The organism is Micromonospora sp. NPDC048830, assembly GCF_043198215.1.
Lineage (GTDB): Bacteria > Actinomycetota > Actinomycetes > Mycobacteriales > Micromonosporaceae > Micromonospora.
In genome coordinates, this window is sequence record NZ_JBICUP010000024.1 from 22,792 (window position 1) to 47,562 (window position 24,771).

Sequence of the window (24,771 nt, forward strand, 5' to 3'; positions counted from 1 at the left end):
TTGGCCCCCGGAACCGCCGGAGCAGAGGAGTCGAGATGAGCTTCACCGACAAGGCGAAGAGCAAGGCCCAGCAGATGGCCGGCGCCGCCAAGGAGCGGATCGGCGACGCCACCGACAACGAGCGGATGCGGGCCGAGGGTGCCGCCCAGCAGCAGGAGGCCCGGGGCCGGGAGGCGGCGGAGCGCGCCGGCCAGGAGGCTCGGCAGAAGTTCTCGAAGTGACGCGGTGAGCAGGGGCGGGTCCGGGGAGTCCCCGGACCCGCCCGAGCCGTCCGCGCCGGGGCCGGCCGGCGGAGGCCCCGGTCATGGGGTGGGGATCGGTCAGGGTGGCCGCCTTGGGGCGTGTGCCGACGGACCGTCCGTATCCTTGCCCGGGATCGGCGCGTTCGGCGACAGTCTCGGCAGAATGGTGCGATGGCAGGCCCGGATCGGCGTGACCTCGGTCGGGTGTTCGACGAGGTGCCGGAGCTCTACGACCGGGTCCGGCCGGGATATCCCGACGAGCTGTTCGCGGACCTCGTCACCATCACCGGGATGAACGGAAGATCGTCGGTACTCGAGGTGGGCTGCGGCACCGGTCAGGCGACGCGCCCGCTGGCGACCCTCGGGTGCTCGGTGACCGCCGTCGAACCGGGTGCGAACATGGCCGCACTCGCTCGCCAACGGCTTGCCACCTTCGGCGACGTCACCATCGAGACGTCGACGTTCGAGGAGTGGGACGACCGTGGCAGGCGCTTCGATGTCCTCATGGCTGCCTCGGCGTGGCACTGGGTCGACCCGTCGATCGGCTGGCCGCGGGCGCACGACGTCCTCCGTCCCGGAGGCTGGCTGGCGCTGCTCGGCAACGTGGTTGTCCGCCGGCCGGGGGAGCCGGAGGTGTACGCCGAGACCGCCGACCTGCACGAGCGGTTCTCTCCCGGAAATCCCGACTGGGGTCACCCGCCGCTTGAGGACGAGGTGCGCGCCACCGGCGAGGGCTGGGGACTGGTCGACGCTCCCGGCAGCTTGTTCGGCCCGACGATCGTGCGTTGGTACCCGACCGTCCAGTGGTTCGACGGGGACGGCTTCGCCGATCTTCTTCGCTCGACGTCGCCGTACCGCAGGCTCGCTCTCGATGTCCGGGAGCCCCTGCTCGACGCCGTCGCCGAGCGCATTCGTACCCGGATGGGCGACCGCGCTTCCCGCCGCTACCTGAGCGTCCTCCGTGTCGGAGAACGCGCCGAGTGAGCCCAGGAGGGCGTTGTGCCACCGAGCGAAACGCCCATGATCGTTGACGGCTCAGCGGCACCTTTCCCGGCGCGTCGGGTAGCTGAGCTGCCAACCCTCACGGCTCGGCCCCCTCGCTGGGCTGCGGCCGGGGCGGGGCGCGGAACGCGCATCCGCCCCGGCCGAGCTCGGGTCAGGAGACCCGGGTGATCCGGATGGCGTCGGCGATGATCAGGCCGGTGCCGCTGGTCCACCGGCTGACTCCGACGCGGTTGGCGTCGCCGCCGGGCAGGTTGAACGTGCCGAGGCTGCGCCACTGTCCGCCGGTCGCCCGCTGGTCGACGTTCACGGTCACGTTGCCCGTGGAGGTGGCGATGACGTACGGGGCGGAGCTGTTGTAGCCGGCGTTGGCGGGCCACCAGGCGTCCACCCGGTAGTTGCCGGTGGCCGGGATGTTGACCTTGTACCAGGCGGCGTCGCTGGCCGCCACGGGGTCGGCGTAGCGGTAGTCGGCGCCGTAGCGCTGGCTGGAGTACGAGGACACGCCCCAGTTGGCGCTGGCGGTGAACCGCCCGGCGGTGGTGTTGTCGACGATGGTGCTCCAGGCGGTGCCGCCGGACATCTTGGCCGCGACGTCGGCGCGCATGACGTTCAGGTCGATGAAGGACGGGTCGATCTTGCCGGTGGTGCTGGTCTCACGGTGGCCGCGGGCGTAGCTGGAGTCCTTGCCGAGCTGCTTGAGCACGGCGGCGGTCGCGGCGATGGAGGCGTTGTACTGGGCGGCGGTCATCTCCTGGCTGACGCCGTTGTAGTCGATCTCCCAGCCGATCAGCATGGTGTTGCCGTCGCCGGCGGGGATGGGCCCGCTGGCGCGGGCGGTACCGGCGTGGTTGGCGCGGCCGGCGGAGATGATGTGGAAGACGCCGTGGTAGTCGACCAGGGCCTGGCAGAGCGGGCCGGGCAGGTCGGAGCGGCCGTTGATGCAGATGTTGAGGGCCGGGTGCGGGTTGGTGGCGCTGGAGGTCGCGGCGGTGTGGTGCCACAGGACGCCGATGGGGTTGAAGTCGCCGGGGCGCATCCGGTTGCGCCAGTCGCCCTCCTCGACGACTTGGACGCCGGCGGCGCGCAGCACGTCGGCCAGCCAGGGGATGGTGGCCATCAGGACTCCTGGATGAGGTCGGCGAGGCACTCGACCCGCTTGGCGGCGGCTGCCGGTGCGGGGCGGGCGGTGACGGTGAAGGCGGCGGCCAGCAGGGCCGGGATGCCGAGCAGTCCTCGGCGCCGCAGGCGGGGGGATCGGGGAGTGGTCACAGCGCTCCTCACAACGACGTACGTCGGTCGTGCCCAGCTCGGGCGACCGAGGTTGACGGGCACGCTATACGGTCATGACCTTCTATGTCGGACCCTTCATGTTCATGCCCGAGGTTGAAGGTTTCCGACCATCGGTCCACCCCTAGTGTCCTAGGACGGATTACGGGACGTGGGCCCCGACACCCACCCGAAAGCCACCCACGAAGAAGGGCCCCGCCAAACCCAGGGCCCTTCGACGACGTCGAGACGGTCAGTCGTTGCGGTGCTCGTGCCACCACTTCTGGCCGGTCTCGGGGAGGGTGTCGATCGGGTCGTAGTAGGCGTAACGCTTGTCGAGCGCCGCCAGGTCGGCGGACTCGATGGAGGTGCGGTAGTTCTTCGTCCAGTACGAGATGCCCAGCTCCCGGTCGTACTCGGTGAGCATGTGCACCCAGCGCTTGCCGACGAAGGGCACGTCGCAGACGATGCGCGGGGTGGCGTAGCCGGGCAGGTAGCCCATGATGTCGTGCTGGAGCTGCTGGGCGTGCCAGACGGGGACGCGCCAGTGCTCGGCGTTGGGGATCATGTCGCACATGTAGAAGTAGTACGGCAGGATTCCCGCCTCGCCCTGCAGCGCGAAGCACAGGTCGAGCAGGTCGGCGCTGGTGGCGTTGACGCCGCGCATGAGCACGCCCTGGTTGCGTACGTCGCGGACGCCGACGTCGAGGGCGGTCTGGGCGGCCCGGGCGACCAGCGGGGTGATCGACTGCCGGTGGTTGACGTGGGTGTGGATGGCCAGGTTGACGCCGCGGCGGGCGGCGGTGCGGGCGACGCGCTCCAGGCCCTCGACGACGTCGGGCTGCAGCCAGTGCTGGGGTAGGCCCATGAGGGCCTTGGTGGCGAGCCGGATGTCGCGGATGGTCTCGATCTCCAGCAGCCGCATCAGGTACGACTCGAGGTTCTTCCACGGGACGTTGGCCACGTCGCCGCCGGAGACGACGATGTCGCGGACGCCGGGGTGGGCCCTGAGGTAGCTGATGTGGGCGTCGTAGCGGTCGACGGGCTTGAGCGTGAGCTTGAGCTTGTCGACGGCGGGGGTGGAGTTGCCGACGAGGTCCATGCGGGTGCAGTGGCCGCAGTACTGCGGGCAGGTGGACAGCAGTTCGGCGAGGACCTTGGTGGGGTAGCGGTGGGTGAGGCCCTCGGCGACCCACATGTCGTGCTCGTGGAGGGAGTCGCGGCTGGCGTACGGGTGGGAGGGCCAGTCGGTGCGCCGGTCGGAGGCGACGGGGATCATGTAGCGCCGCACGGGGTCGGCGAGGAACGCCTCGGTGCTCATGGGTTCGAACGGGACCATGGTGTTGAGCATCTGTGGGGGCACCAGCATGGACATGGTGGCCAGGGCCTTCTGGTCGGCCTCGAGGTCGGCGTAGAAGGTCTCGTCCACTCCGTCGCCGAGGACGGTGCGCAGCTGCTTGATGTTCTTGACGCAGTTGGCGCGCTGCCACTGGGCGTTCTCCCACTGCTCGCGGGTGACGTGGCGCCAGCCGGGGAAGCGGGTCCAGTCGGGTTCGACCAGGGGGCTGCGGTGGTACTCGTACGGCTGCCCGGCGGTCGCCGCGGCGGCCGGGGCGTGACGGGGCTGAGGCATGGTCTCAGCCGGTCGGGTCTGGGTCACGGCCCCTCCTCGGTGCGTGTGCTTGTGATCGGCGGCCCGTAGGCTACTGGAAAATATCCGGTGAAAAAATTAGTCTGCCGGAAGTTTTCCCGCGATGCGAGCCCTGGCCAGGGCTTCGGGCGGCTGGACAGGGGAGGTCGGCGTGACGTCACCGGTGGGTCTGCACCGCGTCGTGGAACCGGCGGGGGTGCTGCCGCAGGCGGCTTGGCGGCTGGATGCCGACCCGGCGATCGCGCCGAACGAGGTGCGCATCCGGGTGGAGCGGCTGAACCTGGACGCGGCGAGTTTCCGACAGTTGTCGGAGAAGCACGGCGGGGACGGCGAGAAGGTCCGCGCCGAGGTCCTGGAGATCGTCTCCACGCGGGGGAAGATGCAGAACCCGGTTACCGGCTCGGGCGGGATGCTGATCGGCACGGTCGACGAGGCGGGCCGGCAGTCCCCGCTGGGGCTGCGGCCCGGGGATCGGGTGGCGACGCTGGTGTCGCTGACGTTGACGCCGCTGACGATCACCGACGGCCTGGCGCGCTGGGACGGGCGCAGCGAGCAGGTGCCGTGCGACGGGTACGCGATCTTGTTCGCGCGGTCGATCGCGGCGGTGCTGCCGGCGGACCTGCACCCGGAGTTGTCCCTGGCGGTGCTGGACGTGTGCGGGGCGCCGGCGTTGACGGCGCGGGTGGTGGCGGAGCATGTGGCGCGGCGGGAGCGGGCTGGCGATCCGCGGCCGGTGACGGTGGCGGTGATCGGCGGGGCGGGTAAGAGCGGGTCGTTGTCATTGGCGGCGGCGCGGCGGGCGGGCGCGGGTCGTACGGTCGGGGTGGTGCCGGTGGCGGCGGAGCGGGATGCGCTGGTGGCGGCTGGGTTGGCGTCGCAGGTGGCGTTGGCGGACGCGCGTGATCCGGTGGCGTTGTCGTCGGCGGTGACGTCGGCGTTGGGGGCGCCGGCGGATGTGACGGTGGTGTGCGTGGACGTGCCGGGTTGTGAGCACGGGGCGGTGCTGGCGACGGCGGACGGCGGCACGGTGGTCTTCTTCTCGATGGCGACGAGTTTCGCGGCGGCGGCGTTGGGCGCGGAGGGTCTGGCGGCGGACGTGACGATGCTGGTGGGTAACGGGTACGTGCCGGGGCACGCGGAGTTGGCGTTGGAGTTGCTGCGCGGCGAGCCGGGGGTGCGTGCGTTGTTCGAGGCGCGGCTGGCGGCAGACTGAGTGTCATGACGAATCCCTCGACGACGCGTCCGGCGGTCCTGTATCGCGGTGGCGTGCTGCACTGTCCTGCTGATCCGAGTGCGACGGCCCTGCTGGTGCGGGATGGTCGGATCGCCTGGTTGGGGTCGAACGCGGATGCGCCGGTCGCCGATCGGGTGGTGGAGTTGGGTGGGGCGCTGGTGACGCCGGCGTTCGTGGACGCGCATGTGCACGCGACGGACACGGGTCTGGCTCTGTCGGGGTTGGACCTGTCGGGGGTGCGGTCGGCCGGGGAGTTGTTGGACGCGGTGGCGGCGTTCGCGGCGGGGCTGCCGGCGGATGCGGTGGTGTTGGGGCACGGTTGGGACGATTCGACGTGGTCGCGGCCGGTGCCGCCGGGGGCGGAGGAGTTGGATCGGGCGGCCGGTGGGCGGCGGGTGTATCTGTCGCAGGCGTCGATCCATTCGGCGTTGGTGTCGGGGGCGTTGTTGGCGGCGTGTCCGGACGCGGCGGCGGCGGCCGGGTTCGACGGGTCGGGTTGGTTGCGGCGGGACGCGCACCACGTGGTGCGTGCGGTGGCGTTCGCGTCGGTGACGCGGGCGCAGCGGGTCGCGGCGCAGCGGCGGGCCCTGGAGCAGGCGGCGTCGTTGGGGATCGCGGCGGTGCACGAGTGTGGTGGGCCGGGGATCTCCGACGAGGAGGATTTCACGGATCTGTTGGGTGTCTCGGGGGACGGGGTGCCGGAGGTATACGGGTACTGGGGTGAGTTGGGGGGCGCGGCGCGGGCCCGGGAGTTGGGTGCGGTCGGGGCGGGTGGTGACCTGTTCGCGGACGGGGCGTTGGGGTCGCGGACGGCGCACGTGTCGGGGGCGTACCTGGATGGCGAGCCGGGGGTGTGCGGGCACGGCTATCTGTCGGCGGAGCAGGTGCGTGATCATCTGGTGGACTGCGCGGCGCACGGGATGCAGGGCGGGTTCCACGCGATTGGTGACGCGGCGATCTCCACGGTGTTGGAGGGGCTTGCGGCGGCGGCGGAGCGGGTGGGTCTGGACCGGTTGCGGGCGGCGCGGCACCGGGTGGAGCACGCGGAGATCATGAGCCGGCGGTTGATCGCGGGGTTCGTTGAGTTCGGGGTCGTGGCGTCGATGCAGCCGGCGTTCGACCGGTTGTGGGGTGGGGCGGGTCGGATGTACGAGTCGCGGTTGGGGTTGGCGCGGTCGTTGGAGTCGAATCCGATGGGTGCGATGCACTCGGTGGGGGTGACGTTGGCGTTCGGGTCGGATTCGCCGGTGACGCCGTTGGATCCGTGGGGTTCGGTGCGGGCGGCGGCGGCGCATCACAATCCGGTGCAGCGGATGAGTGAGCGGGCGGCGTTCGCGGCGCACACCCGGGGTGGGTGGCGGGCGGTGCACCGTGACGGTGAGGGTGTGTTGGCGTTGGGGGCGGCGGCGACGTTCGCGGTGTGGTCGACGCCGGCGGGGGTGCAGCGGGGTTTGCCGGTGTTGCAGGCCGACGACCCGGAGTTGCGGGGTGCGGAGGATCCGACGCCGTTGCCGGTGTGCCGGGCGACGGTGCTGCGGGGTGACGTGATCTACGAGGAAGGTCTGTGACGGCTTTGACGGGCAAGCTTGACCTGGATCCGGCGCTGGTGGCGCGGGCGCGGGAGTTGGCGCGCCGCGCGGGGCGGCCGGTGGTGGATCTGGCGCGTAGCCACACGACGGTGTCGGTGGAGCGGGCGGTGCTGCGGCTGGCGGGGGTGACCGGCGCGGATCCGGATGGGATTCCGTGGGTGAACCGGCTGGTGGACGCGGTGGTGGCGGACGTCGGGTTGGGGCACGGGGTGGCGGCGCCGGTGTTCGACGCGCTGGCCCGGGAGGGCCTGACGGATGTGTCGTTGCTGGCGCAGAAGGCGGCGGCGGGTTCGGTGCGGTTCGAGGTGCCGTCGGGGAGGGCGGCGACGGCGGCGCGCAGGGCCGCGCGGAGGGCGGTCGCCGCGGGTGTGCGGGTGATCGACCGGCGCCGGGTGGAGCGGGAGCGGCTGGTGCGGCGGTACGGGGATCCGCGGCAGCGGCCGTGGATCTATCTGATCGTGGCGACGGGTGACATCTATGAGGACATTCCGCAGGCGCAGGCGGCGGCGCGGGCGGGTGCGGATGTGATCGCGGTGATCCGGTCGACGGGGCAGTCGTTGTTGGACTATGTGCCGGAGGGGGCGACGCGGGAGGGGTTCGCGGGGACGTACGCGACGCAGGAGAACTTCCGGTTGATGCGGGCGGCGTTGGATTCCTCGTCGCGGGAGTTGGGCCGGTATGTGCGGTTGACGAACTACGCGTCGGGGTTGTGCATGCCGGAGATGGCGACGCTGGCGGGTCTGGAGCGGTTGGACATGATGCTCAACGATTCGATGTACGGGATTTTGTTCCGGGACATCAATCCGATCCGTACGTTCGTGGATCAGCGGTTCTCGCGGCAGGTGCACGCGCGGGCGGGGATCATCATCAACACGGGTGAGGACAATTATCTGACCACTGCGGATGCGGTGGACGAGGCGCACACGGTGACGGTGTCGCAGCTGTTGAACGAGTTCTTCGCCCATGAGGCGGGGTTGGCGGACTGGCAGTTGGGGTTGGGGCACGCGTTCGAGATCAATCCGGATGTGCCGGAGTCGTTCCGTCTGGAGTTGGCGCATGCGTTGTTGGCGCGGGAGTTGTTTCCGGAGGCGCCGTTGAAGTGGATGCCGCCGACGAAGCACATGACGGGGGATGTGTTCCGGGGGAACCTGCTGGATGGGTTCTTCAATCTGGTGGGCACGATGACGGGGCAGGGGATCCTGCTGGTGGGGATGATGACCGAGGCGGTGGTGACGCCGTGGTTGTCGGACCGGGACATCGCGTTGCAGAACGTGCGGTACGTGTTGGGTGCGGCGGGTGGGTTGCACGAGGATTTCGTGCCGGCGCCGGGCGGGTTCATCCAGCAGCGGGCGCACCGGGTGCTCGGTGAGGCGGTGGAGTTGCTGGAGCGTATCGGTGAGCAGTCGTTGTTGACGGCGATCGCGGAGGGCACGTTCGGGATCATGCGGCGGCCGGCGGATCGGGGTAAGGGCTTGGACGGGGTGGCGCGGCACGAGGCGGACTACTACAACCCGGCGACGGAGATCCTGGAGGCGGTGCCGGCGGGTGCGGGTGCCGCGGTCGTGAGCGAAGGGGTGGCTCGGGCGTGACGGCGGGGGTGGAGAAGAAGATCGTCCGGCCGTACGGGGACACCACCGGTGACGGGATGGTGCAGGTGTCGTTCACGCTGCCGGTGCCGCACGACAAGCGGGCCGAGGGTGCGGCGGTGCAGTTGGCGAACAGGATGGGCATCGATCCGGCGATGCTGGTGCACGCGAAGCAGATGGGTGACGGGTTCACGTTCTTCGTGGTGTACGGGCGGGTGAACCATCTGGTGGACCTTTCCGCGGTGCAGGTGGTGGAGCGGGATTTTCCGTTGCTGTCGGCCAAGGAGGTCAACGCGGTGGTGCGGCAGCGGTTGCGGCGGAAGTTGTCGGTGGTGGGGGCGTGTATCGGCACGGACGCGCACACGGTGGGCATCGACGCGATCCTGAACGTGAAGGGCATCGCCGGGGAGAAGGGCCTGGAGTACTACCGGGAGTTGAAGGTCACCAATCTGGGGGCGCAGGTGAGTGTGCCGGATCTGGTGGAGGCGGCCCGGGTGGAGCGGGCGGACGCGGTGTTGGTGTCGCAGGTGGTGACGCAGCGGGACGCGCATCTGCACAACACGCGGGAGATGTCGGCGGCGTTCCGGGAGGCGTTGCCGGCCGGTAGGCGGCCGTTGTTGATCGTGGGTGGGCCGCGGTTCGACGAGACGATGGCGGCGGAGTTGGGGGTGGATCGGATCTTCGGTCGGGGCACCACCCCGGGTGAGGTGGCCAGCTTCCTGGTGCACGCGTTGATCACGAGCAAGAGGGCGAAGGCATGAGTGATTCCCGGGTCGGTTTGACGGTCGTCCACCGGCGGTATGTGCCGTACTCGCATGCGCATTACGCGGGGAACCTGGTGGATGGGGCGTACGCGTTGGGGTTGTTCGGGGACGTGGCGACGGAGGTGTGTATCCGTACCGACGGGGACGAGGGGTTGTTCGCGTCGTACTCGGATGTGCAGTTCCGGGCGCCGATGCGGGCGGGTGACGTGCTGGAGGTGACGGCGACGGTGACGCGGGTGGGCACCCGTAGTCGCACGATCGACTTCGTGGCGCGGGTGGTGTGCCGGGGTCGCCCGGACAAGGGTGAGTCGGCGGCGGAGGTGCTCGCGGAGCCGGTCGTGGCGGTGACGGCGACGGGCACGGTGGTCGTGCCGGCTCGGGCGTGAGCGTCGCGGTCTGCGCGGACGTCGGGTCGACGTACACGAAGGCGGCGGTGGTGGACCTGGACGGGGGCCGGCTGGTGGCGGCGGCGTCGGCGCCGACGACGGTGGGCACGGACGTGCTGCACGGCCTGGACGCGGCGGTCGCGGCGGCGACCGCGGGGCTGGGGGTGCGTGACGTGCCGTGGTACGTGTGTTCGTCGGCGGGTGGGGGGCTGCGGCTGGCGGTGGTCGGCTACGAGCAGCTGGTGACGGCGCAGGCGGGCCGGCGGGTGGGGTTGTCGGCGGGGGCGAACGTGGTGCACGTGGCCGCGGGCAGGCTGGCCGGGGCGGACGTGGCGGCGTTGCGGGCGGCCCGCCCGGACGTGGTGCTGCTGGTGGGCGGCACCGACGGTGGGGACGCCGAGGTGCTGACGCACAACGCGACGCGGTTGGCGCGGGCGCGGTGGCGGGTGCCGGTGGTCCTGGCGGGCAACGTCGACGTCCGCGACGAGCTGCACGCGGTGCTGGCGGGTGCGGGGGTGCCGGTGACGGCGGCGGACAATGTGCTGCCGCGTATCGGGGTGCTGGCGCCGGCGTCGGCGCGGGCGGCGATCCGGGAGGTGTTCCTGCGGCATGTGATCGGCGGGAAGCGGTTGTCGCGGGGGTCGCGGTTCGCGCGGCTGGTGCGGGCGGCGACCCCGGACGCGGTGCTGACGGGGGTGGAGGTCCTGGCGGATGTGGTCGGCGGTGACCTGGTGGTGGTGGACGTGGGTGGGGCGACCACGGACGTGTACTCGGTGCTGACGCCGGACGAGCGGGACAGCGGCCCGGGTCGGCAGGTGGCGGGGTCGCTGTGGCGGGCGCGCACGGTGGAGGGGGATCTGGGGATGCGGTGGAGCGCCCCGGGGGTGGTGCGGGCGGCGGTCGAGGAGCGGCTGCTGGCGGCGGGTGAGCAGGACATTCTGGGTGCGGCGGCGGCGGTGCGGGCCGCGGATCCGGGGTTCCTGCCGGTGGATGCGGCCGGTCGGGCGGTGGACGGGCGGATCGCCGCGCTCGCGGCGACGGTGGCGGTGCGCCGGCATGCCCGGGGCGGGGCGACGGGGGAGCGGGACGGCCGGGATCTGCGGGACGTGCGGCTGCTCGTCGGGTCGGGGGGTGTGCTGCGTCACGCTCCGAGCGTGGACGCGGCGGTGGTGCTGGAGGCGGTGTTGACCGACCACGCCGGGGGGTGGCCGGTGCCCCGGGACGCCCGCGCGGTGGTGGACGTGGACTATGTGCTGGCCGCTGGGGGTTTGCTGGCGGCGGAGCAGCCGCGGGCGGCGGGGGCGCTGCTGCGCCGGCACCTGCTGGCGGGGTGAGACACGCCGACGCGACACGCCGTGCGGGGTTGGGCGACAGGCCGGGGGCGGGTTGACAGGGCCCCCGGTGCAGCGCGTACCGTCTTTGAGTCCTACTACGGGAAGTGGCTGTTGTTCGCTTCGTCCCTTCGTCCGCTGGCCGAGTGACCTTTTTGTCGGGTTACGGCGGCCAGGTCCAGCGGGCGGGGGTCGGCGGGGCGGCGCGAACCGGCCACGGTTACCGGTGTACGGGCAGGGTGAGGTGCACGGCCAGTAGACAACGGCCGGGCGGGGGCAGCCAGTCCACCGTCAGGTCGGTCCGAAGGTCGGCGTGCCTGATCCTCGCCCCACCGGCCGGGGAGGGCCTGGGAGCATCGGGGCACGGCGTACGCCGTGCCCCGATTTTCGTCCAGGGGCCGGCCCGGCCGGTGGGTCCGTTCATGTCGCGTCCGGTGCGGTCGTGCGGGCCACGCTGGCGGGGTTGCCGACGGCGACGACGTTCGCCGGGAGGTCCCGGGTGACCACCGCGCCGGCGCCGACGACGGTGTTGTTCCCGATGGTGACGCCGGCCAGGACGATCGTCCCGCTGCCCAGCCACACGTTGTCGCCGACGGTGATCGGTTTCGCGGCCTCCCATTTCGCCCGGCGGGACTCGGGGTCCACCGGGTGCGTCGGGGTGAGCAGTTGCACGTTCGTGCCGATCTGCACGTCGTCGCCGATGGTGATCGGCGCGACGTCGAGGGCGACGAGACCGAAGTTGACGAACGACCGGGCGCCGATGCGGATGTGGCTGCCGTAGTCGACCCGCAGCGGCGGCCGGATCTCGGTGTCCGCGCCGATCGCGCCGAGCAGGTGGGTGAGCAGCCGGTGCCGCCGTTGCGGATCCCGGGCCGACGTGGCGTTGAACGCCTCGGTCAGGTCCATGGCGCGCAGGTGCAGCTCGACCAGTTCCGGGTCGTCGGCGAGGTACGGGTCCCCGGCGAGCATCCGCTCGCGCATGGAGCGGCCGTCCAGCTCGGGCGTCATGGGTACGACCGTACCGATGGACGGTGGGGTGGGCGGTGGCGACGCCGCGGCATCCGTCCGCGCGTGCGACGGACCGTGGGCGCGGCCCGGGCGGCGGCTGCCCGCAACGGCCGTGGCCGGGTAGCCTTCGGCGGTGTGATCGTAGGTGAGGTGCCGGTGACGACCGTCGAGCAGAATCCGGCGCGCGAGGCCGCCGCGTCCCCGGTGGGGCCGCGTCCGCTGCCGCTGCGGGTGGCCGTGCCGCTGGCCGTGGCGGCCGGGCTGGCGCTGCTGGTCGCGTTCCCCCCGTACGGGGTGTGGCCCGGCGCGGCGGTCGGGGTGGCGTTGCTGGCCGCGGCCGTGCACCGGCGTCGGTTGCGCGCCGGCGCCGGGTTGGGGTTCCTGGCCGGGGTGGCGGTGTTCGCGCCGCTGCTGGCCTGGACGAACCTGCACACCGGCTACCTGCCGTGGGTGCTGTTGTCGTTGTCGCAGGCGGGGTATCTGGCGCTGCTGGGGGCCGCGGCGGCGTACGGCTCGCCGCTTGTCGACCGGTGGCGGTGGTCGTGGCCGGTGGTGACGGGGCTGCTGTGGGTGGGGCAGGAGGCGCTGCGGTCGCGCACCCCGTTCGGTGGGTTCCCGTGGGGGCGGCTGGCGTTCAGCCAGGACGAGTCGCCGGCGCTGCGGCTGGCCGCGGTCGGTGGGGCGCCGCTGGTGACGTTCGCCGTCGCCGTGGCCGGTGGGCTGCTGGTGACCGCCGCGTGGCGGCCCTGGCGCGGCGCCGGCCGGGTGTGGGCGGTGGCGCCCGCGGTGGGCGTGGTGGCCGTGTTCGCCGTCGGGCTGCTGGTGCCCGTCGGTGTCGCCGGCGGCTCCGGCCGTGGTGTCACCGTCGCCGTGGTGCAGGGCAACGTGCCGCGCCTCGGCCTGGACTTCAACGCCCAGCGGCGGGCGGTGCTCGACAACCATGTGCGGGCCACCCTCGACCTGGCGGCGCAGGTCGCCGCGGGCTCCCGACCCCAGCCGGACCTGGTGGTGTGGCCGGAGAACGCCAGCGACATCGACCCGCTGCGCGACCCGGTGGCCGGGGAGTCGATCAGCCGGGCCGCCGACGCGGTGCGCGCGCCCATCCTCGTCGGGGCGCTGCTGCTGGGCCCCGGTGAGCACGTCCGCAACGCCGGCATCCTGTGGCGGCCCGGCGCCGGCCCGGACCTGGAGCAGCTGTACGTCAAGCGGCACCCGGTGCCGTTCGCCGAGTACGTGCCGCTGCGCGGCGTCGCCCGCATGGTCAGCAAGCAGGTCGACCGGATCCGCAACGACTTCGTGGCCGGCGACCGGGTGGGCGTCGTCGACGCCGGTCCGGCGGTGCTCGGCGAGGTGATCTGCTTCGAGGTGGCCTACGACGGTCTCGTCCGCGACACCGTCACCGGCGGGGCGCAGCTGCTGGTCGTGCAGACCAACAACGCCACGTTCGACGTGGCCGAGGCCCGCCAGCAGTTGGCGATGGTGCGGCTGCGGGCCGTGGAGCACGGCCGTGCGTCGTTGATGGCCTCCACGGTCGGGGTGTCCGGGTTCGTCGCCCCGGACGGGCGGGTATCCGACGCCACCGGGTTCAACACCCGCGCCGTGGTGCTGCGTGAGCTGCGCCTCGGTGACGGGCGCACCCTGGCCACCCGCGTCGGGGTGTGGCCGGAGGTGGTGCTGGCCGGCCTCGCCGTCGCGGCCCTGGCCGCGTCGGTGGTGGTGCGCCGCCGGCGGCTGCCCGGGTAGCGGAGGCGCGCGCACGCCGCGCGGGGGCGGAGGATGCGGTGAGCGGAACGGTCGGCACCACCGGCACGGCGGCCGAGAGCCGGCCGGCGTTGCGGCGGGTGCTGGTGGTCATTCCCACCTTCAACGAGGCCGACAACGTCACCACGGTCGTGGAGCGGGTCCGCCGCGCCGCCCCCGAGGTGGACGTGTTGATCGCCGACGACAACAGCCCCGACGGCACCGGGACGATCGCCGAGGCGATGGCCGGCACCGACCGGCGGGTGCACGTGCTGCACCGCCCCGGTAAGCAGGGCCTCGGCGCGGCGTACCTGGCGGGGTTCGCGTGGGCCCGCGACCGCGGCTACGACGCGGTGGTGGAGATGGACGCCGACGGCTCGCACGCCCCGGAGGACCTGCCGCGGCTGCTGGCCGCCGCCGGCGACGCCGACGTGGTGATCGGGTCCCGGTGGACGCGTGGGGCGCGGGTGGTGAACTGGCCGCTGCGGCGGCTGCTGCTGTCGCGGTGCGGGAACCTGTACGCGCGGCTGGCGTTGGGCATGCCGGTGGCGGATGCCACCGGCGGGTACCGGGTGTACCGGTTGGGCGTGCTGGACGCCGTGGACCTGGAGTCGGTGTGCTCGCAGGGCTACTCGTTCCAGGTGGAGTTGTCGCGGCTGGCGCATCGGGCGGGGGCGCGGATCGTGGAGGTGCCGATCACCTTCGCGGAGCGGGAACGTGGGGCGAGCAAGATGAGCCCGCTGATCGTGGCGGAGGCGCTGTGGCGGATCACCGTGTGGGGGGTGCAGGACCGGCGTACGGCGTGGCGGCGTGCCCTGCACGGCACCCCCGACGGCCAGGTGCGGTGGCCGTGACGCGTCGGCGTGTCATGCTGGAATCCGGCCGGGAGCGACGCGATGGGGTGAGATGCGCCGAGGACTGAGACTCGTACCGTTGGCCCTGCTGGTGGCGGTGCTGCTGGAGTTGGCGGTGTTCGTCGGCGTGGGCCGGGCCGTCGGGTTCGGCGTGGCGGTGCTGCTGGTGTTCGCCGCGTCGCTGGTCGGTCTGGTGCTGCTGCGCCGGGAGGGCATGCGTGCCTGGCGTGGGTTCCGGGCCGCCGCGGCGTCGGGCCAGCCGCCCGGCCCGCAGGTCACCGACGGCCTGGTCGGTCTGGCGGGGGCGCTGCTGCTGGCCACGCCCGGGCTGGTCAGCGGCCTGTTCGGGGTGCTGCTGCTGGTGCCGCCGCTGCGGGGTGCGGCCCGGGTCGGGCTGCGCCGGGTCGCCGAGCGGCGGGTGTCGTCGATGGTCGCCGGTGACCTGTTCGGGCCGCGCCGGGTGCGGGTGCGCCGCGGCGAGCCGCAGCCCACCCCGCCGCCGCCGCCGCAGCAGCAGCAGCAGCAGCAGCAGCCGACGGTGGTCGACGGCGGCCGGGCCATCGAGGGGGAGATCGTCGAACCGGGCCGCTGACGGTTCTGGAAGCCGACGGAAAACGCCCCCGGGATGCCTCCCGGGGGCGTTTCGTGACGTCAGGCTCAGGCGCGGCCGCGGCGGGTGCGGACCTCCTGCAGCCGCTCGGCGAGGATGTCCTCCAGCTCGGCGATGGAACGCCGCTCCAGCAGCATGTCCCAGTGCGTGCGCGGCGGCTTGGCCTTCTTCTGCTCCGGCTCGCTGCCGTCGACCAGCCGGGCGACGCTGCCGTCGAACCTGCACTCCCAGGTGGTGGGGACCTCCGCGTCGACGGCGAACGGCACCTCGAACTGGTGGCCCTTGGCGCACAGGTACTCGCGGGACTGACGCGGCGCGAGCTCCGTGTTCCGGTCGGATTCGTAGCTGACCGCGCCCAGACGGCTTCCGCGCAGCATACGCTCGCCCATGATCGACTTCCCCTCGTTGGATGGTGGTGCTGGTCTTCTCGGTGTAACGGTCCACGCCGGCCGGGCCATTCCCGCCGCCCGGTCTCCGCGTCGGCGGGACGCGGCGCGGCCGATGCCCCCGGCAAGGGTAACCGGCCGGGTCAGGCACCCGACGGGGTCGTCCGGCGTGTCGGTTCAGTGGCCCCTCCGGCGCGGCCGCAAGCCGTTGCGGGCGAAACTGTCGTGCGCTGACGACCGGCGTCGCGGAAAGTCCGTCAAGAATCCGGGTGGCGGTGTCGGATCGGGGCGGTGGTGTTCGTAGCAGGGGTGAGGCCGCCCGCAGGGGGCGGCGCCGGGGTGAAGGAACCGCGACCATGAAGCTGACGACCATGACCCAGGTCACCCTCGACGGGGTGATGCAGGGAAACGGCGCCGCGTCGGATGAGGACCGCAGGAACGGATTCGAGCGCGGCGGCTGGGCCCGGGGGGCGGGTGACGACGAGACCAGGACGTTCATCACGCAGACCTACCAGCGCGCCGAGGCGTTCCTGTTCGGCCGGCGTACCTACGAGTTGTTCGCCGGCTCCTGGGGATCGATCGACCAGATGCGCGCACATCCCATCGGCGTGGCCCTGACCGAGGCCCCCAAGTACGTTGCCTCGACCACGCTCACCGCGCCGCGCTGGGAGGACACGACCGTTCTCCGCGGTGACCTCGCGGCGGCCGTCAGTGAGCTGAAGGCCAAGCCCGGGGGTGAGCTGCAGGTGCACGGCAGCGGCGCCCTGACCCGGTGGCTGCTGGAGAACGATCTGGTCGACGAGATGACTCTGATCGTGATCCCGGTGATCCTCGGCCAGGGCGCGAGACTGTTCCCGGCGACCGGTCCGGATCTTGCGCTCGACCTGGTCCAGTCGCGGGTCGACTCGAAGGGCGTGACGATCCAGGTCTACCGGCCGGCCGGGCGCCCGCGGTATGCAACGGCGTGACGTCCCTGACCACCGAAGCACGCTGTCTTGACCCCAGAGGAGATGATCTTCAGATGCGATACCTGGTTTCCGTGATCGATGACAGGAGCAATCCCGGCAGCACGGACAGGCAGCCAGCCATCAGCGCGTTCAACGAACGACTGATCGCCGAGGGCTACTGGGTTTTCGCGGGCGGACTCGCGGACACCGACACGGCCACGGTCGTCGACAACCGGGGCGAGCAGGCCGTAATCAGCGACGGGCCTTTCGTGGAGTCGAAGGAGTACCTCGCCGGCGTCTGGGTGTGGGAGGTCCCCGATCTGGATGTGGCGCTCAAGCTCGCCACCGAGGCGTCGAGAATCTGCGATCGGAAGATCGAGGTGCGGCCGTTCCGGTGAACGACGTAGAGACGGCGGTCACCCGGGCCCACCACGACGAGTGGGCCCGGGTGGTGGCCGCCCTGACCAGGCGTTTCGGTGACCTTGACATCGCCGAGGAGGCGGCGGCCGAGGCGTTCGCGACCGCCGTGGAGCGGTGGCCGGCCGACGGCGTGCCGCCCAACCCCGGCGCCTGGCTGACCACCACCGCCGTTCGCAAGGCCATCGACCGGATCCGGCGTGAGAGCAAGCGCGACGACAAGCACAAGGAGGCTCAGATGGTGTACGACAGCACCCCACCCGAGCCTCTCGGCGCCATCGACGACGACCGGCTGCGGCTGATCTTCACCTGCTGTCACCCGGCGCTGGCGATGGAAGCCCGCCTGGCGCTGACGCTGCGCATGGTCGGCGGTCTGACCGTGCCCGAGATCGCCCGCGCCTTCCTGGTCGCCGAGAGTGCCATGGGGCAGCGGATCACCCGCGCGAAGGCCAAGATCAAGGCGGCGCGCATCCCCTATCGGATGCCGTCCGCCGAGGATCTCCCGGCCCGCGTCACCGGCGTGCTCGGCGTCCTCTTTCTCGTCTTCAACGAGGGCTACCTGGCGACCGGCTCCGACACCGACCCCGTACGGCACGACCTGACCGCCGAGGCGATCCGGCTCACTCGCCTGATCCGTGCCCTCCTGCCCGAGGACGGTGAGGTGGCCGGGCTGCTGGCGCTGATGCTTCTGATCGAGGCCCGCCGCACCGCCCGGGTCTCGGCCGGCGGCGAACTGGTCGCCCTCGACGAGCAGGACCGTGGCGCCTGGGACAAGGCGCTGATCGCCGAGGGTCATCGGCTGGTGCGCGAGCGCCTGGCGGCCGGGGTGGCTCCGGGTCGCTACCAGATCCTCGCGGCGATCAACGCCGTGCACACCTGCGCCCGCGACGTACGCGACACCGACTGGTCACAGATCCTCGCCCTCTACGACCAGCTCGTCCGCCTCGACCCCTCGCCGGTCATCGCCCTCAATCGGGCCGTCGCGGTCGCCGAGCTCGACGGCCCGGAGGTGGCACTGGCTGCCGTCGACCGCCTTGAGCACAGGTTGGCCGGATATCACGCCTACCACGCCACCCGCGCCGACCTGCTGCGCCGGCTGGGCCGCGGTCAGCAGTCGCTTGCGGCCTACGACAAAGCCCTCGAGCTGGCGGGCAACACCGCCGAGACCGCCTACCTGACCCGCCGCCGCGGCCAACTGCGGTAGTGCCCACGGATCCCGATCGAAACCCCGCGCGCAGCGGCGACCGACCAGCCCCACGGCGGCTGCTCGCCACGTCTCACGGCCCGGCGTTGTAGATCACCGCTGGAAGGGGCGGCTGGCGCGGCAAGATCCAGGTCGGTTTCGGCGACACCGGAAGTGGGATAAAGCGGAACCTTGCCGGCCTGCTGCTGGTTACGCTGTCGCAGGAGGTGAGCCATCATGTTGACAGACGCACCGGCGCAGGCGGCTATTCCAGCGAGCGACATGGAGCGGGCCAAGCGCTTCTATCGCGACACCCTGGGCCTGACGATCTCCAGGGAGGCCGAGGACGCAGTCCATCTTGAGTCCGGTGGAACCCAGTTCTTCATCTATCCCACCTCCAATGCCGGGCAGGCGCCCCACACGCTGGCGGCCTGGGTGGTCGCCGACCTCGACGCCGAGATGACGGACCTCCGGGGGCGCGGCGTGACGTTCGAGGAGTACGACCTGCCTGGTCTCAAAACAGTCAACGGCGTGGCAGAGTTCGCGACGATGCGCGGCGCCTGGTTCAAGGACAGCGAAGGCAACATTCTCGGCGTGAGCCAACCACGCGGAGGCTAATTCCCCTTCCTCGGGCGGGCGATGACCATGGTCGTACCACGGAACCTGGCGCCGTCGCCCGTCGAACGGGCGCGATGCCTGGCGGGTACGGCCGGCCCGGTCAGCGGGGCGGGTTCGTCGGGGCGCCCAGCCGGGCCAACGCCGCCGCCAGGTCGCTGACCTGGTCCACCAGCTGCGCCGCGCGCCGCTGCGCCGCGTCCCGCTCGGCCTCGGCGGCGCGCAGCCGTACCTCCAGTTCACCGAGGCGGCCCTGCACGGCCGCGGCGGCCTGCCGGGCGGCGGTCAGCTCGGCGGCAAGCGCGTCGCGCGCGGCGAGCGCCTCGGCTGCCCGCGCCGACGCCGCCGCCGTCTCCTGGCGGGCCGCCCGCGCCGACGCCTGCTCCCCGTCGGCGGCCCGCCGCGCGTCGGTCGCCTCGACGCGCAGCCGCTCGGCCAGCTCGCGGGCCTGGCCGGCCTCGGCGAGCGCGGCGTCAGCCTGCTCGCGGGCCCGCCGGGCGTCGGCGCGGGCCCGTTCCGCCTCGGTGTCGGCCCGCTCCGCGCGCTGCCGCGCCTCCTCGGCCGCCCGGGCGGTGCGCTGCGCGTCGGTGCGGGCGGCGTCGCGCTGCGCGGCCAGGTCCTCGGCCCGCCGCCGCTGCGCGTCGCGCTCCTGGCGTACGGCGCGTAGTTCGTCGCGGGCCGCGTCACGGTCCCGTTCGGCCTGCGTTCGCAGCGCCTGCGCCGCGCCCGCCTCCCCGCGCGCGGCGTCACGCGCCGCCTCCGCGGCGTCGGCGCGCTGTACGGCCTGCGCCGACTCCTGCTCGGCCCGGGCGGCGCGCTGCTCGGCGGCGGCGCGCTGCGCGTACGCCTGCTGGGCCTCCTGCCGGGCCCGGGCCGCGGTCGCGGCGGCGTCCTCGGCCTCGCGGCGGGCCTCGTCGCGGTCGGTGTGCGCCCGCGCCACCTGCGCCGCCGTCTCCGCGCGCAGCTGCGCCAGCTGCCGCTCGACGCCGTCGGGGGACAACTCGGCGTGCAGCGCCTCCGTCAGGGTCTGCACGATCTGGTCGAGTCGGTCCACCGCCTCCCAGGTGCGGGCCACCTGGCCGGGCAGGCCGGGGGCGTTGCGGTGGCGCATCCGGCCGTTGCGGGAGGCCCGCTGGCAGGCGCCGTCGTTGTCCCGGCAGTAGCGGAACGGCCGGCCGGCGCCGGCCCGCTGCGGCACCGGGCGTCCGCAGTGCGCGCAGGGACGGGTCTCGGTCAGCGGTGCCTCGGCGTCCATCGACCGGGGAGTCTATCGGCGTGCCGTGGCGGGTCCGCCGCCGGCGCTCGGGCCGTCAGCCGGCGGTCACCGCGGCGCGGGAACGGTCCGCGGCGATGCGTACGGCCAGCGCGGCCAGCACCGTGCCCATCACGTACCGCTGCACGCGCAGCCACGTCGGGCGGCGGGCCAGGAACGACGCGATCGACCCGGCGGTGAGCACGATCAGCGCGTTGACGGTCAACGCGATGGCGATCTGCACCAGCCCCAGCAGCAGGCTCTGCGTCGCCACGTGCCCGCGCTGGGGGTCGACGAACTGCGGCAGCAGCGACACGTACAGGATCGCGATCTTCGGGTTGAGCAGGTTGGTGACCAGTCCCATGGTGAACAGCCGCCGGGGCGGGTCCGGGGGCAGCGGCGCCGGCGCGAACGCCGACCGGCCGCCCGGGCGCACCGCCTGCCAGGCCAGCCACAGCAGGTACGCCGCCCCGGCCAGCTTCACCGTCGCGTACAGCGTCGGCACCAGCACGAACACCGTGGCGATGCCGGCGACCGCGGCGGCCAGGTACACGCCGAACCCGACGGCCACCCCGGCCAGCGACACCAGCCCGGCCCGGCGGCCCTGCGTCACCGACCGCGACACCAGGTAGAGCATGTTCGGCCCGGGCGTGAGCACCAGCCCCAACGCCACCAGCGCGACTCCCAGCACCGCCGCCGCCTCGACCACGTCCCGCCCCCGTTCCTCGCCGCCCTCCGCGGCAGACCCTACGGCCTGTCGAGGCCGACCGACCGAAGTGGCCCACGTCACCAGTCACAGGTAGGTGGAACACCACCCGGCTTGCATGGTCATGCAGTCGTGTGCATATACTCTTACTCGTGTCCAAGGTGCTCACCTCCCTGCCTGTCGGCGAACGTGTCGGAATTGCCTTCTCCGGAGGCCTCGACACCTCCGTAGCTGTCGCGTGGATGCGCGAGAAGGGCGCGGTGCCCTGCACCTACACCGCCGACATCGGCCAGTACGACGAACTCGACATCGCCTCCGTGCCCGGACGCGCCACCGCCTACGGCGCCGAGGTCGCCCGCCTGGTCGACTGCCGGGCCGCACTGGTGGAGGAGGGGCTGGCGGCCCTGGCGTGCGGGGCGTTCCACATCCGCTCCGGCGGCCGTACCTACTTCAACACCACCCCGCTCGGCCGCGCCGTCACCGGCACCCTGCTGGTGCGCGCGATGCTCGAGGACGACGTGCAGGTCTGGGGCGACGGCTCCACCTTCAAGGGCAACGACATCGAGCGGTTCTACCGCTACGGCCTGCTCGCCAACCCGTCCCTGCGGATCTACAAGCCCTGGCTGGACGCCGACTTCGTCAGCGAGCTCGGCGGCCGCAAGGAGATGTCCGAGTGGCTGCTCGCCCGCGACCTGCCCTACCGGGACAGCACGGAGAAGGCCTACTCCACCGACGCGAACATCTGGGGCGCGACCCACGAGGCGAAGGCCCTCGAACACCTCGACGCGGGCATCGAGATCGTCGAGCCGATCATGGGTGTGCGGTTCTGGGACCCGGCCGTCGAGATCGCCGCCGAGGACGTCACGATCGGCTTCGCGCAGGGCCGCCCGGTGACGATCAACGGCAAGGAGTTCGGCTCCGCCGTCGACCTGGTGCTGGAGGCCAACGCCATCGGCGGCCGCCACGGCCTGGGCATGTCCGACCAGATCGAGAACCGGATCATCGAGGCCAAGAGCCGCGGCATCTACGAGGCGCCGGGCATGGCGCTGCTGCACGCGGCGTACGAGCGGCTGGTCAACGCCATCCACAACGAGGACACCCTGGCCAGCTACCACACCGAGGGGCGGCGACTGGGCCGGCTGCTGTACGAGGGCCGCTGGCTGGACCCGCAGGCGCTGATGCTGCGCGAGTCGCTGCAACGCTGGGTCGGTTCCGCCGTCACCGGCGAGGTGACCCTGCGCCTGCGCCGCGGCGAGGACTACTCGGTCCTGGACACCACCGGGCCGACGTTCAGCTACCACCCCGACAAGCTGTCGATGGAGCGGACCGAGGACTCCGCGTTCGGGCCGGTCGACCGCATCGGCCAGCTGACCATGCGCAACCTCGACATCGCCGACTCCCGGGCCAAGCTGGAGCAGTACGCCGGGTTGGGGATCCTCGGCGGCAACGGGCACCCGCGGCTGATCGGCGCCGCGCAGCCGGCCTCGACCGGGCTGATCGGCGCGCTGCCCGAGGGCGGCGCCGAGGCGATCGCCTCCCGCGGGGAGGTCCCCGGCGACGAACTGCTCGACCGCGTGGCGATGGAGTCCGGCACCGACTGACCGCCGACGGCGGGTCGAGCACCCGACGCGCGGCCCCCCGCGGCGACGACGCGAGGGGCCGCGCGTCGTGCTACGCGCCCTGCCCGCCCGGCGGGCCGAGGAGCCGGTTGAGCAGTCGAGGTTCCCCGGGCCACGCCGCCAGCAGCACCTCCCGGGGGACCTGCCGCCCGGCGTAGCGCAGCGCCAGCGCGACCACGACGATGTCGTCGAGCGGGCCGATCACCGGCAGGAACTCCGGGATCAGGTCGATCGGGCTGGCCACCCACAACCCGGCCACCACGACGGCGATCTTCGCCCGGCGGGGCACCCGCGGGTCGGCGCGCAGCCGGCGCACCGTGGTGAGGCAGTCCGGGATGAACGCGGCCAGGTCCCGCAGGATGCCCGGCGGCAGCCGCCGGGCCAGCAGCACCAACACCGCCCAACTGGCCAGCAGGCAGCCCACCGCCACCGCCAGGCCGATCAGCCAGTCACGCATCCGCCGTGGTCCTTCCCCTGCCGCGTACGCCGACCGGGGCGCGCCGCGCCCCGGGGCAATCTATGCCCCGGCGCCCACGGTCGCCCACCGCCCACCCGGGAATGCCCGCCCCGCCGACGGCGCTGCCCAGTCGGAAGGCACGTTACGGTGGGGGCCGGAGGGGGTGGCGACGGTGACCGGTGGATGGGAAGCGAAGGCCGAGGCGGAGATCCGCACCGCCCAGGAACGCGGCGAATTCGACAACCTGCCCGGTATGGGCAAGCCGATCCCCGGACGGAACCTGCCCTACGACGAGTCGTGGTGGATCAAGAGCTTCCTGCAGCGGGAAGACCTGCCCACCGACCTGCTGCTGCCCACCCCGCTGCTGCTGCGCAAGAAGATCGAGCAGGTCCCCGACGAGGTACGCGACCTGCCCACCGAGCAGGCGGTGCGGGCGTACGTGGGCGACCTCAACGCCCAGGTCATGGCCTGGCTGCGCAGCCCGACCGGCCCGCGGGTCGCCGTGCGGCCCGTCAACGCCGACGACGCCGTACGCCGGTGGCGCGCCGACCGGGAGGCCCGCGCCGCCGCCGCGACGACGCCCCGGCCCGAGGCCACCGCCCCTCGGCGTGCGCGTTGGCGCTGGCGGCTGCCCTGGCGCGGCCGCCGGAGGAACACCGGGGGCGGGGGAGGACCGGTGCAGGACGCGGGCGTGCTCAGCGGGGCGGGGCGTCCCTGACGAACACGACCCCGTCCGTTCTGGCCAGGTGCGCCGGGTCCAGCGGGGCGTAGCCGAACCAGGGGGAGACCCGGGCAGCGGGCGGCACGTCGCCGAGGACGGCGGCCAGTCGGCGGGCGTCGACGACGTACCGGTCCTCCGGGAGCGCGTACAGGAGCCCTTCGACGGTGTCCGCGGGTGGGGTCTGCACGCCGTGGTGGCGGATCGTGCCGACGGCCGTGGCCAGGAAGGCGTACCCCTCGCCGAGATGGGCGCTGACGATCGCCCCGGCGCTCCACCACTCCACCGGCCCCTCCCACATCTGCATCCTGCTCTTGTCCCGCTGGAGGTGCGCGTTGTGGGCGTACACCAGAGCCGGCTCCCGTTCGGCGACGGCGAGCAGGTTGGCGGCCATCATCGACGCCCGGGCTCCCAGCAGCCGCGCCATGCGGCCCGGTGACGTGTCGGCCATCCAGAAGTGGTACCGCAGCAGCCCGGTGGCGGTACGGCCGTACAGGCGTGCCCGGTCCCACTCGTCCCGCGAGGACGCCGCGATCAGGTGTGGCGTCTGCGTGTCGAACAGGGCCACCAGGTCGTCGGCGAGCAGCCGCAACCGCCTGGCCTCGGGCGTCCGCCCCACGGACCGGGACGGATCCGTCATCGCGGCGGGATCGGTCCACCGGTCGTCGGCGCCGAGCAGGCGGTCGAGCGTTTCCGCGGTGCAGGGGAGCAGGTCGACGTCGACCCGGGCGGCGAGGTAGGCGTGGAGTGCGGTGAGGGCCTGCCGAGGGCTCGCGGCGCCGGTGATCTCCAGTGGGCCGTCGAAACCGGCGAAGCGCAGCCGCGCCGACGCGGGCCGGCCGTCGTTGTACGCACGCATCCAGCGCACCAGCTCGCGGTTGGCCGCAGACGCGCCGAACCCGTGGCTGAAGCCGCGCCCCATGACCTCGTCGAGGGTGCCCGTACCCGATCCGACGTAGTCGTCCACGACCAGGCCCATCATGCAGTCGCTCTCGATGGTGATTGTCCGGTAGCCCTCCCGCTCGACGAGTTGCCGGAACAGATCGTTGCGCACCTCGAGCAGGACGTCCTCGCCGTGCGTGGGCTCACCCACGGCGAGCAGGCGCGGCCGGGCCGGGAGCAACCTCGTGACGGCGGCAGCGTCAACGGCACAGGCGATTTCTGTGATGCCAGCAGTCATACCGTAAACGGTATCGTTGAACCAA

Annotated in this window: 26 protein-coding genes; 17 read left to right on the forward strand and 9 right to left on the reverse strand. The window is 72.6% G+C overall.

Annotated features, from left to right (window positions below; genetic code table 11):
* The first annotated feature begins 35 nt into the window (after positions 1-35).
* Both ACGFIZ_RS20590 and ACGFIZ_RS20595 read left to right on the forward strand, forming a co-directional pair.
* Positions 36-221 (forward strand): CsbD family protein, encoded by a 186-nt coding sequence (locus ACGFIZ_RS20590; protein ID WP_347668932.1) that lies wholly within the window; start codon positions 36-38, stop codon positions 219-221.
* Between the two features lie 192 nt (positions 222-413).
* The gene (locus ACGFIZ_RS20595) at positions 414-1,226 is read left to right on the forward strand and encodes a class I SAM-dependent methyltransferase (protein ID WP_393421446.1); all 813 of its coding nucleotides are present in this window, start codon (positions 414-416) and stop codon (positions 1,224-1,226) included.
* A gap of 172 nt (positions 1,227-1,398) precedes the next feature.
* On the opposite strand, the gene ACGFIZ_RS20600 is transcribed toward ACGFIZ_RS20595, so the two are convergent.
* The 3 genes from ACGFIZ_RS20600 to ACGFIZ_RS20610 form a co-directional block, all read right to left on the reverse strand.
* Positions 1,399-2,364 (reverse strand): N-acetylmuramoyl-L-alanine amidase, encoded by a 966-nt coding sequence (locus tag ACGFIZ_RS20600; RefSeq protein WP_393421448.1) that lies wholly within the window; start codon positions 2,362-2,364, stop codon positions 1,399-1,401.
* Positions 2,364-2,516, reverse strand: coding sequence for a hypothetical protein (locus tag ACGFIZ_RS20605; RefSeq protein WP_393421450.1), 153 nt, complete (start codon positions 2,514-2,516; stop codon positions 2,364-2,366). The genes ACGFIZ_RS20600 and ACGFIZ_RS20605 overlap by 1 nt, the downstream gene beginning before the upstream one ends.
* 250 nt (positions 2,517-2,766) lie before the next feature.
* Positions 2,767-4,173, reverse strand: a complete 1,407-nt coding sequence (locus ACGFIZ_RS20610; RefSeq protein ID WP_393421452.1) for a KamA family radical SAM protein — start codon at positions 4,171-4,173, stop codon at positions 2,767-2,769.
* Positions 4,174-4,267: 94 nt separating this feature from the next.
* Between ACGFIZ_RS20610 and ACGFIZ_RS20615 the strand changes: the two genes are divergently transcribed.
* Genes ACGFIZ_RS20615 through ACGFIZ_RS20640 form a run of 6 tightly spaced genes read left to right on the forward strand, consistent with a single transcriptional unit; the run spans position 4,268 to position 11,057 of the window.
* Entirely contained in the window at positions 4,268-5,377 is a 1,110-nt protein-coding gene (locus ACGFIZ_RS20615; protein WP_393421454.1) for a zinc-binding alcohol dehydrogenase, read from the forward strand.
* A 5-nt stretch (positions 5,378-5,382) separates the two neighbouring features.
* Positions 5,383-6,966, forward strand: coding sequence for an amidohydrolase (locus ACGFIZ_RS20620; protein ID WP_393421455.1), 1,584 nt, complete (start codon positions 5,383-5,385; stop codon positions 6,964-6,966).
* Between the two features lie 5 nt (positions 6,967-6,971).
* Complete coding sequence (locus ACGFIZ_RS20625) at positions 6,972-8,576, forward strand: lysine 5,6-aminomutase subunit alpha (protein ID WP_393421573.1); 1,605 nt, start codon at positions 6,972-6,974, stop codon at positions 8,574-8,576.
* On the forward strand, positions 8,573-9,334 hold the full coding sequence (locus tag ACGFIZ_RS20630; RefSeq protein WP_393421457.1) for an OAM dimerization domain-containing protein: 762 nt from the start codon (positions 8,573-8,575) through the stop codon (positions 9,332-9,334). Before ACGFIZ_RS20625 ends, ACGFIZ_RS20630 begins: the two co-directional genes overlap by 4 nt.
* Positions 9,331-9,723: a hotdog domain-containing protein gene (locus ACGFIZ_RS20635; RefSeq protein ID WP_393421459.1), complete on the forward strand. Its 393-nt coding sequence runs from the start codon at positions 9,331-9,333 to the stop codon at positions 9,721-9,723. The genes ACGFIZ_RS20630 and ACGFIZ_RS20635 overlap by 4 nt, the downstream gene beginning before the upstream one ends.
* On the forward strand, positions 9,720-11,057 hold the full coding sequence (locus ACGFIZ_RS20640) for a glutamate mutase L (protein ID WP_393421460.1): 1,338 nt from the start codon (positions 9,720-9,722) through the stop codon (positions 11,055-11,057). Before ACGFIZ_RS20635 ends, ACGFIZ_RS20640 begins: the two co-directional genes overlap by 4 nt.
* Positions 11,058-11,474: 417 nt before the next feature.
* Here the strand turns inward: ACGFIZ_RS20640 and ACGFIZ_RS20645 are convergent, their stop codons facing one another.
* Complete coding sequence (locus tag ACGFIZ_RS20645) at positions 11,475-12,062, reverse strand: sugar O-acetyltransferase (protein WP_393421462.1); 588 nt, start codon at positions 12,060-12,062, stop codon at positions 11,475-11,477.
* A gap of 75 nt (positions 12,063-12,137) precedes the next feature.
* Between ACGFIZ_RS20645 and lnt the strand changes: the two genes are divergently transcribed.
* From lnt to ACGFIZ_RS20660, 3 genes are read left to right on the forward strand one after another with little or no spacing between them, the layout of a single operon-like run.
* A complete protein-coding gene (lnt, locus tag ACGFIZ_RS20650; RefSeq protein WP_393421575.1) occupies positions 12,138-13,805 on the forward strand; it encodes an apolipoprotein N-acyltransferase in 1,668 nt (555 codons plus the stop codon).
* A 38-nt stretch (positions 13,806-13,843) separates the two neighbouring features.
* Positions 13,844-14,656, forward strand: coding sequence for a polyprenol monophosphomannose synthase (locus tag ACGFIZ_RS20655; protein WP_393421464.1), 813 nt, complete (start codon positions 13,844-13,846; stop codon positions 14,654-14,656).
* Positions 14,657-14,708: 52 nt separating this feature from the next.
* Complete coding sequence (locus tag ACGFIZ_RS20660) at positions 14,709-15,248, forward strand: FxsA family protein (protein WP_393421466.1); 540 nt, start codon at positions 14,709-14,711, stop codon at positions 15,246-15,248.
* A gap of 65 nt (positions 15,249-15,313) precedes the next feature.
* Here ACGFIZ_RS20660 and ACGFIZ_RS20665 read toward each other — a convergent pair whose 3' ends face one another.
* A complete protein-coding gene (locus tag ACGFIZ_RS20665) occupies positions 15,314-15,655 on the reverse strand; it encodes an RNA polymerase-binding protein RbpA (protein WP_145777784.1) in 342 nt (113 codons plus the stop codon).
* Between the two features lie 353 nt (positions 15,656-16,008).
* Here ACGFIZ_RS20665 and ACGFIZ_RS20670 point away from each other — a divergent pair, with 353 nt between their 5' ends.
* The 4 genes from ACGFIZ_RS20670 to ACGFIZ_RS20685 all read left to right on the forward strand — a co-directional run bounded on the left by ACGFIZ_RS20670 (position 16,009) and on the right by ACGFIZ_RS20685 (position 18,817).
* Positions 16,009-16,620 carry a dihydrofolate reductase family protein gene (locus ACGFIZ_RS20670; protein ID WP_393421468.1) on the forward strand — a complete coding sequence of 204 codons (612 nt, stop codon included), beginning with the start codon at positions 16,009-16,011 and terminating at the stop codon, positions 16,618-16,620.
* 53 nt (positions 16,621-16,673) lie between these two features.
* Positions 16,674-16,997: a YciI family protein gene (locus ACGFIZ_RS20675; RefSeq protein ID WP_393421470.1), complete on the forward strand. Its 324-nt coding sequence runs from the start codon at positions 16,674-16,676 to the stop codon at positions 16,995-16,997.
* Positions 16,994-18,220, forward strand: coding sequence for an RNA polymerase sigma factor (locus ACGFIZ_RS20680; RefSeq protein ID WP_393421472.1), 1,227 nt, complete (start codon positions 16,994-16,996; stop codon positions 18,218-18,220). The genes ACGFIZ_RS20675 and ACGFIZ_RS20680 overlap by 4 nt, the downstream gene beginning before the upstream one ends.
* Before the next feature lie 216 nt (positions 18,221-18,436).
* Positions 18,437-18,817 (forward strand): VOC family protein, encoded by a 381-nt coding sequence (locus ACGFIZ_RS20685; protein WP_393421474.1) that lies wholly within the window; start codon positions 18,437-18,439, stop codon positions 18,815-18,817.
* Positions 18,818-18,917: 100 nt separating this feature from the next.
* On the opposite strand, the gene ACGFIZ_RS20690 is transcribed toward ACGFIZ_RS20685, so the two are convergent.
* On the reverse strand, positions 18,918-20,069 hold the full coding sequence (locus ACGFIZ_RS20690) for a hypothetical protein (RefSeq protein ID WP_393421476.1): 1,152 nt from the start codon (positions 20,067-20,069) through the stop codon (positions 18,918-18,920).
* A 55-nt stretch (positions 20,070-20,124) separates the two neighbouring features.
* On the reverse strand, positions 20,125-20,775 hold the full coding sequence (locus ACGFIZ_RS20695) for a LysE family translocator (protein WP_393421477.1): 651 nt from the start codon (positions 20,773-20,775) through the stop codon (positions 20,125-20,127).
* A gap of 149 nt (positions 20,776-20,924) precedes the next feature.
* Between ACGFIZ_RS20695 and argG the strand changes: the two genes are divergently transcribed.
* Positions 20,925-22,373, forward strand: coding sequence for an argininosuccinate synthase (gene argG, locus ACGFIZ_RS20700; protein ID WP_393421479.1), 1,449 nt, complete (start codon positions 20,925-20,927; stop codon positions 22,371-22,373).
* A gap of 70 nt (positions 22,374-22,443) precedes the next feature.
* On the opposite strand, the gene ACGFIZ_RS20705 is transcribed toward argG, so the two are convergent.
* Positions 22,444-22,848, reverse strand: coding sequence for a YkvA family protein (locus tag ACGFIZ_RS20705; protein WP_393421481.1), 405 nt, complete (start codon positions 22,846-22,848; stop codon positions 22,444-22,446).
* A gap of 172 nt (positions 22,849-23,020) precedes the next feature.
* Between ACGFIZ_RS20705 and ACGFIZ_RS20710 the strand changes: the two genes are divergently transcribed.
* A complete protein-coding gene (locus tag ACGFIZ_RS20710; protein WP_393421483.1) occupies positions 23,021-23,566 on the forward strand; it encodes a DUF1992 domain-containing protein in 546 nt (181 codons plus the stop codon).
* Here the strand turns inward: ACGFIZ_RS20710 and ACGFIZ_RS20715 are convergent.
* Positions 23,544-24,746: an erythromycin esterase family protein gene (locus ACGFIZ_RS20715; RefSeq protein ID WP_393421485.1), complete on the reverse strand. Its 1,203-nt coding sequence runs from the start codon at positions 24,744-24,746 to the stop codon at positions 23,544-23,546. The genes ACGFIZ_RS20710 and ACGFIZ_RS20715 overlap by 23 nt on opposite strands.
* Between the last annotated feature and the right edge of the window lie 25 nt (positions 24,747-24,771).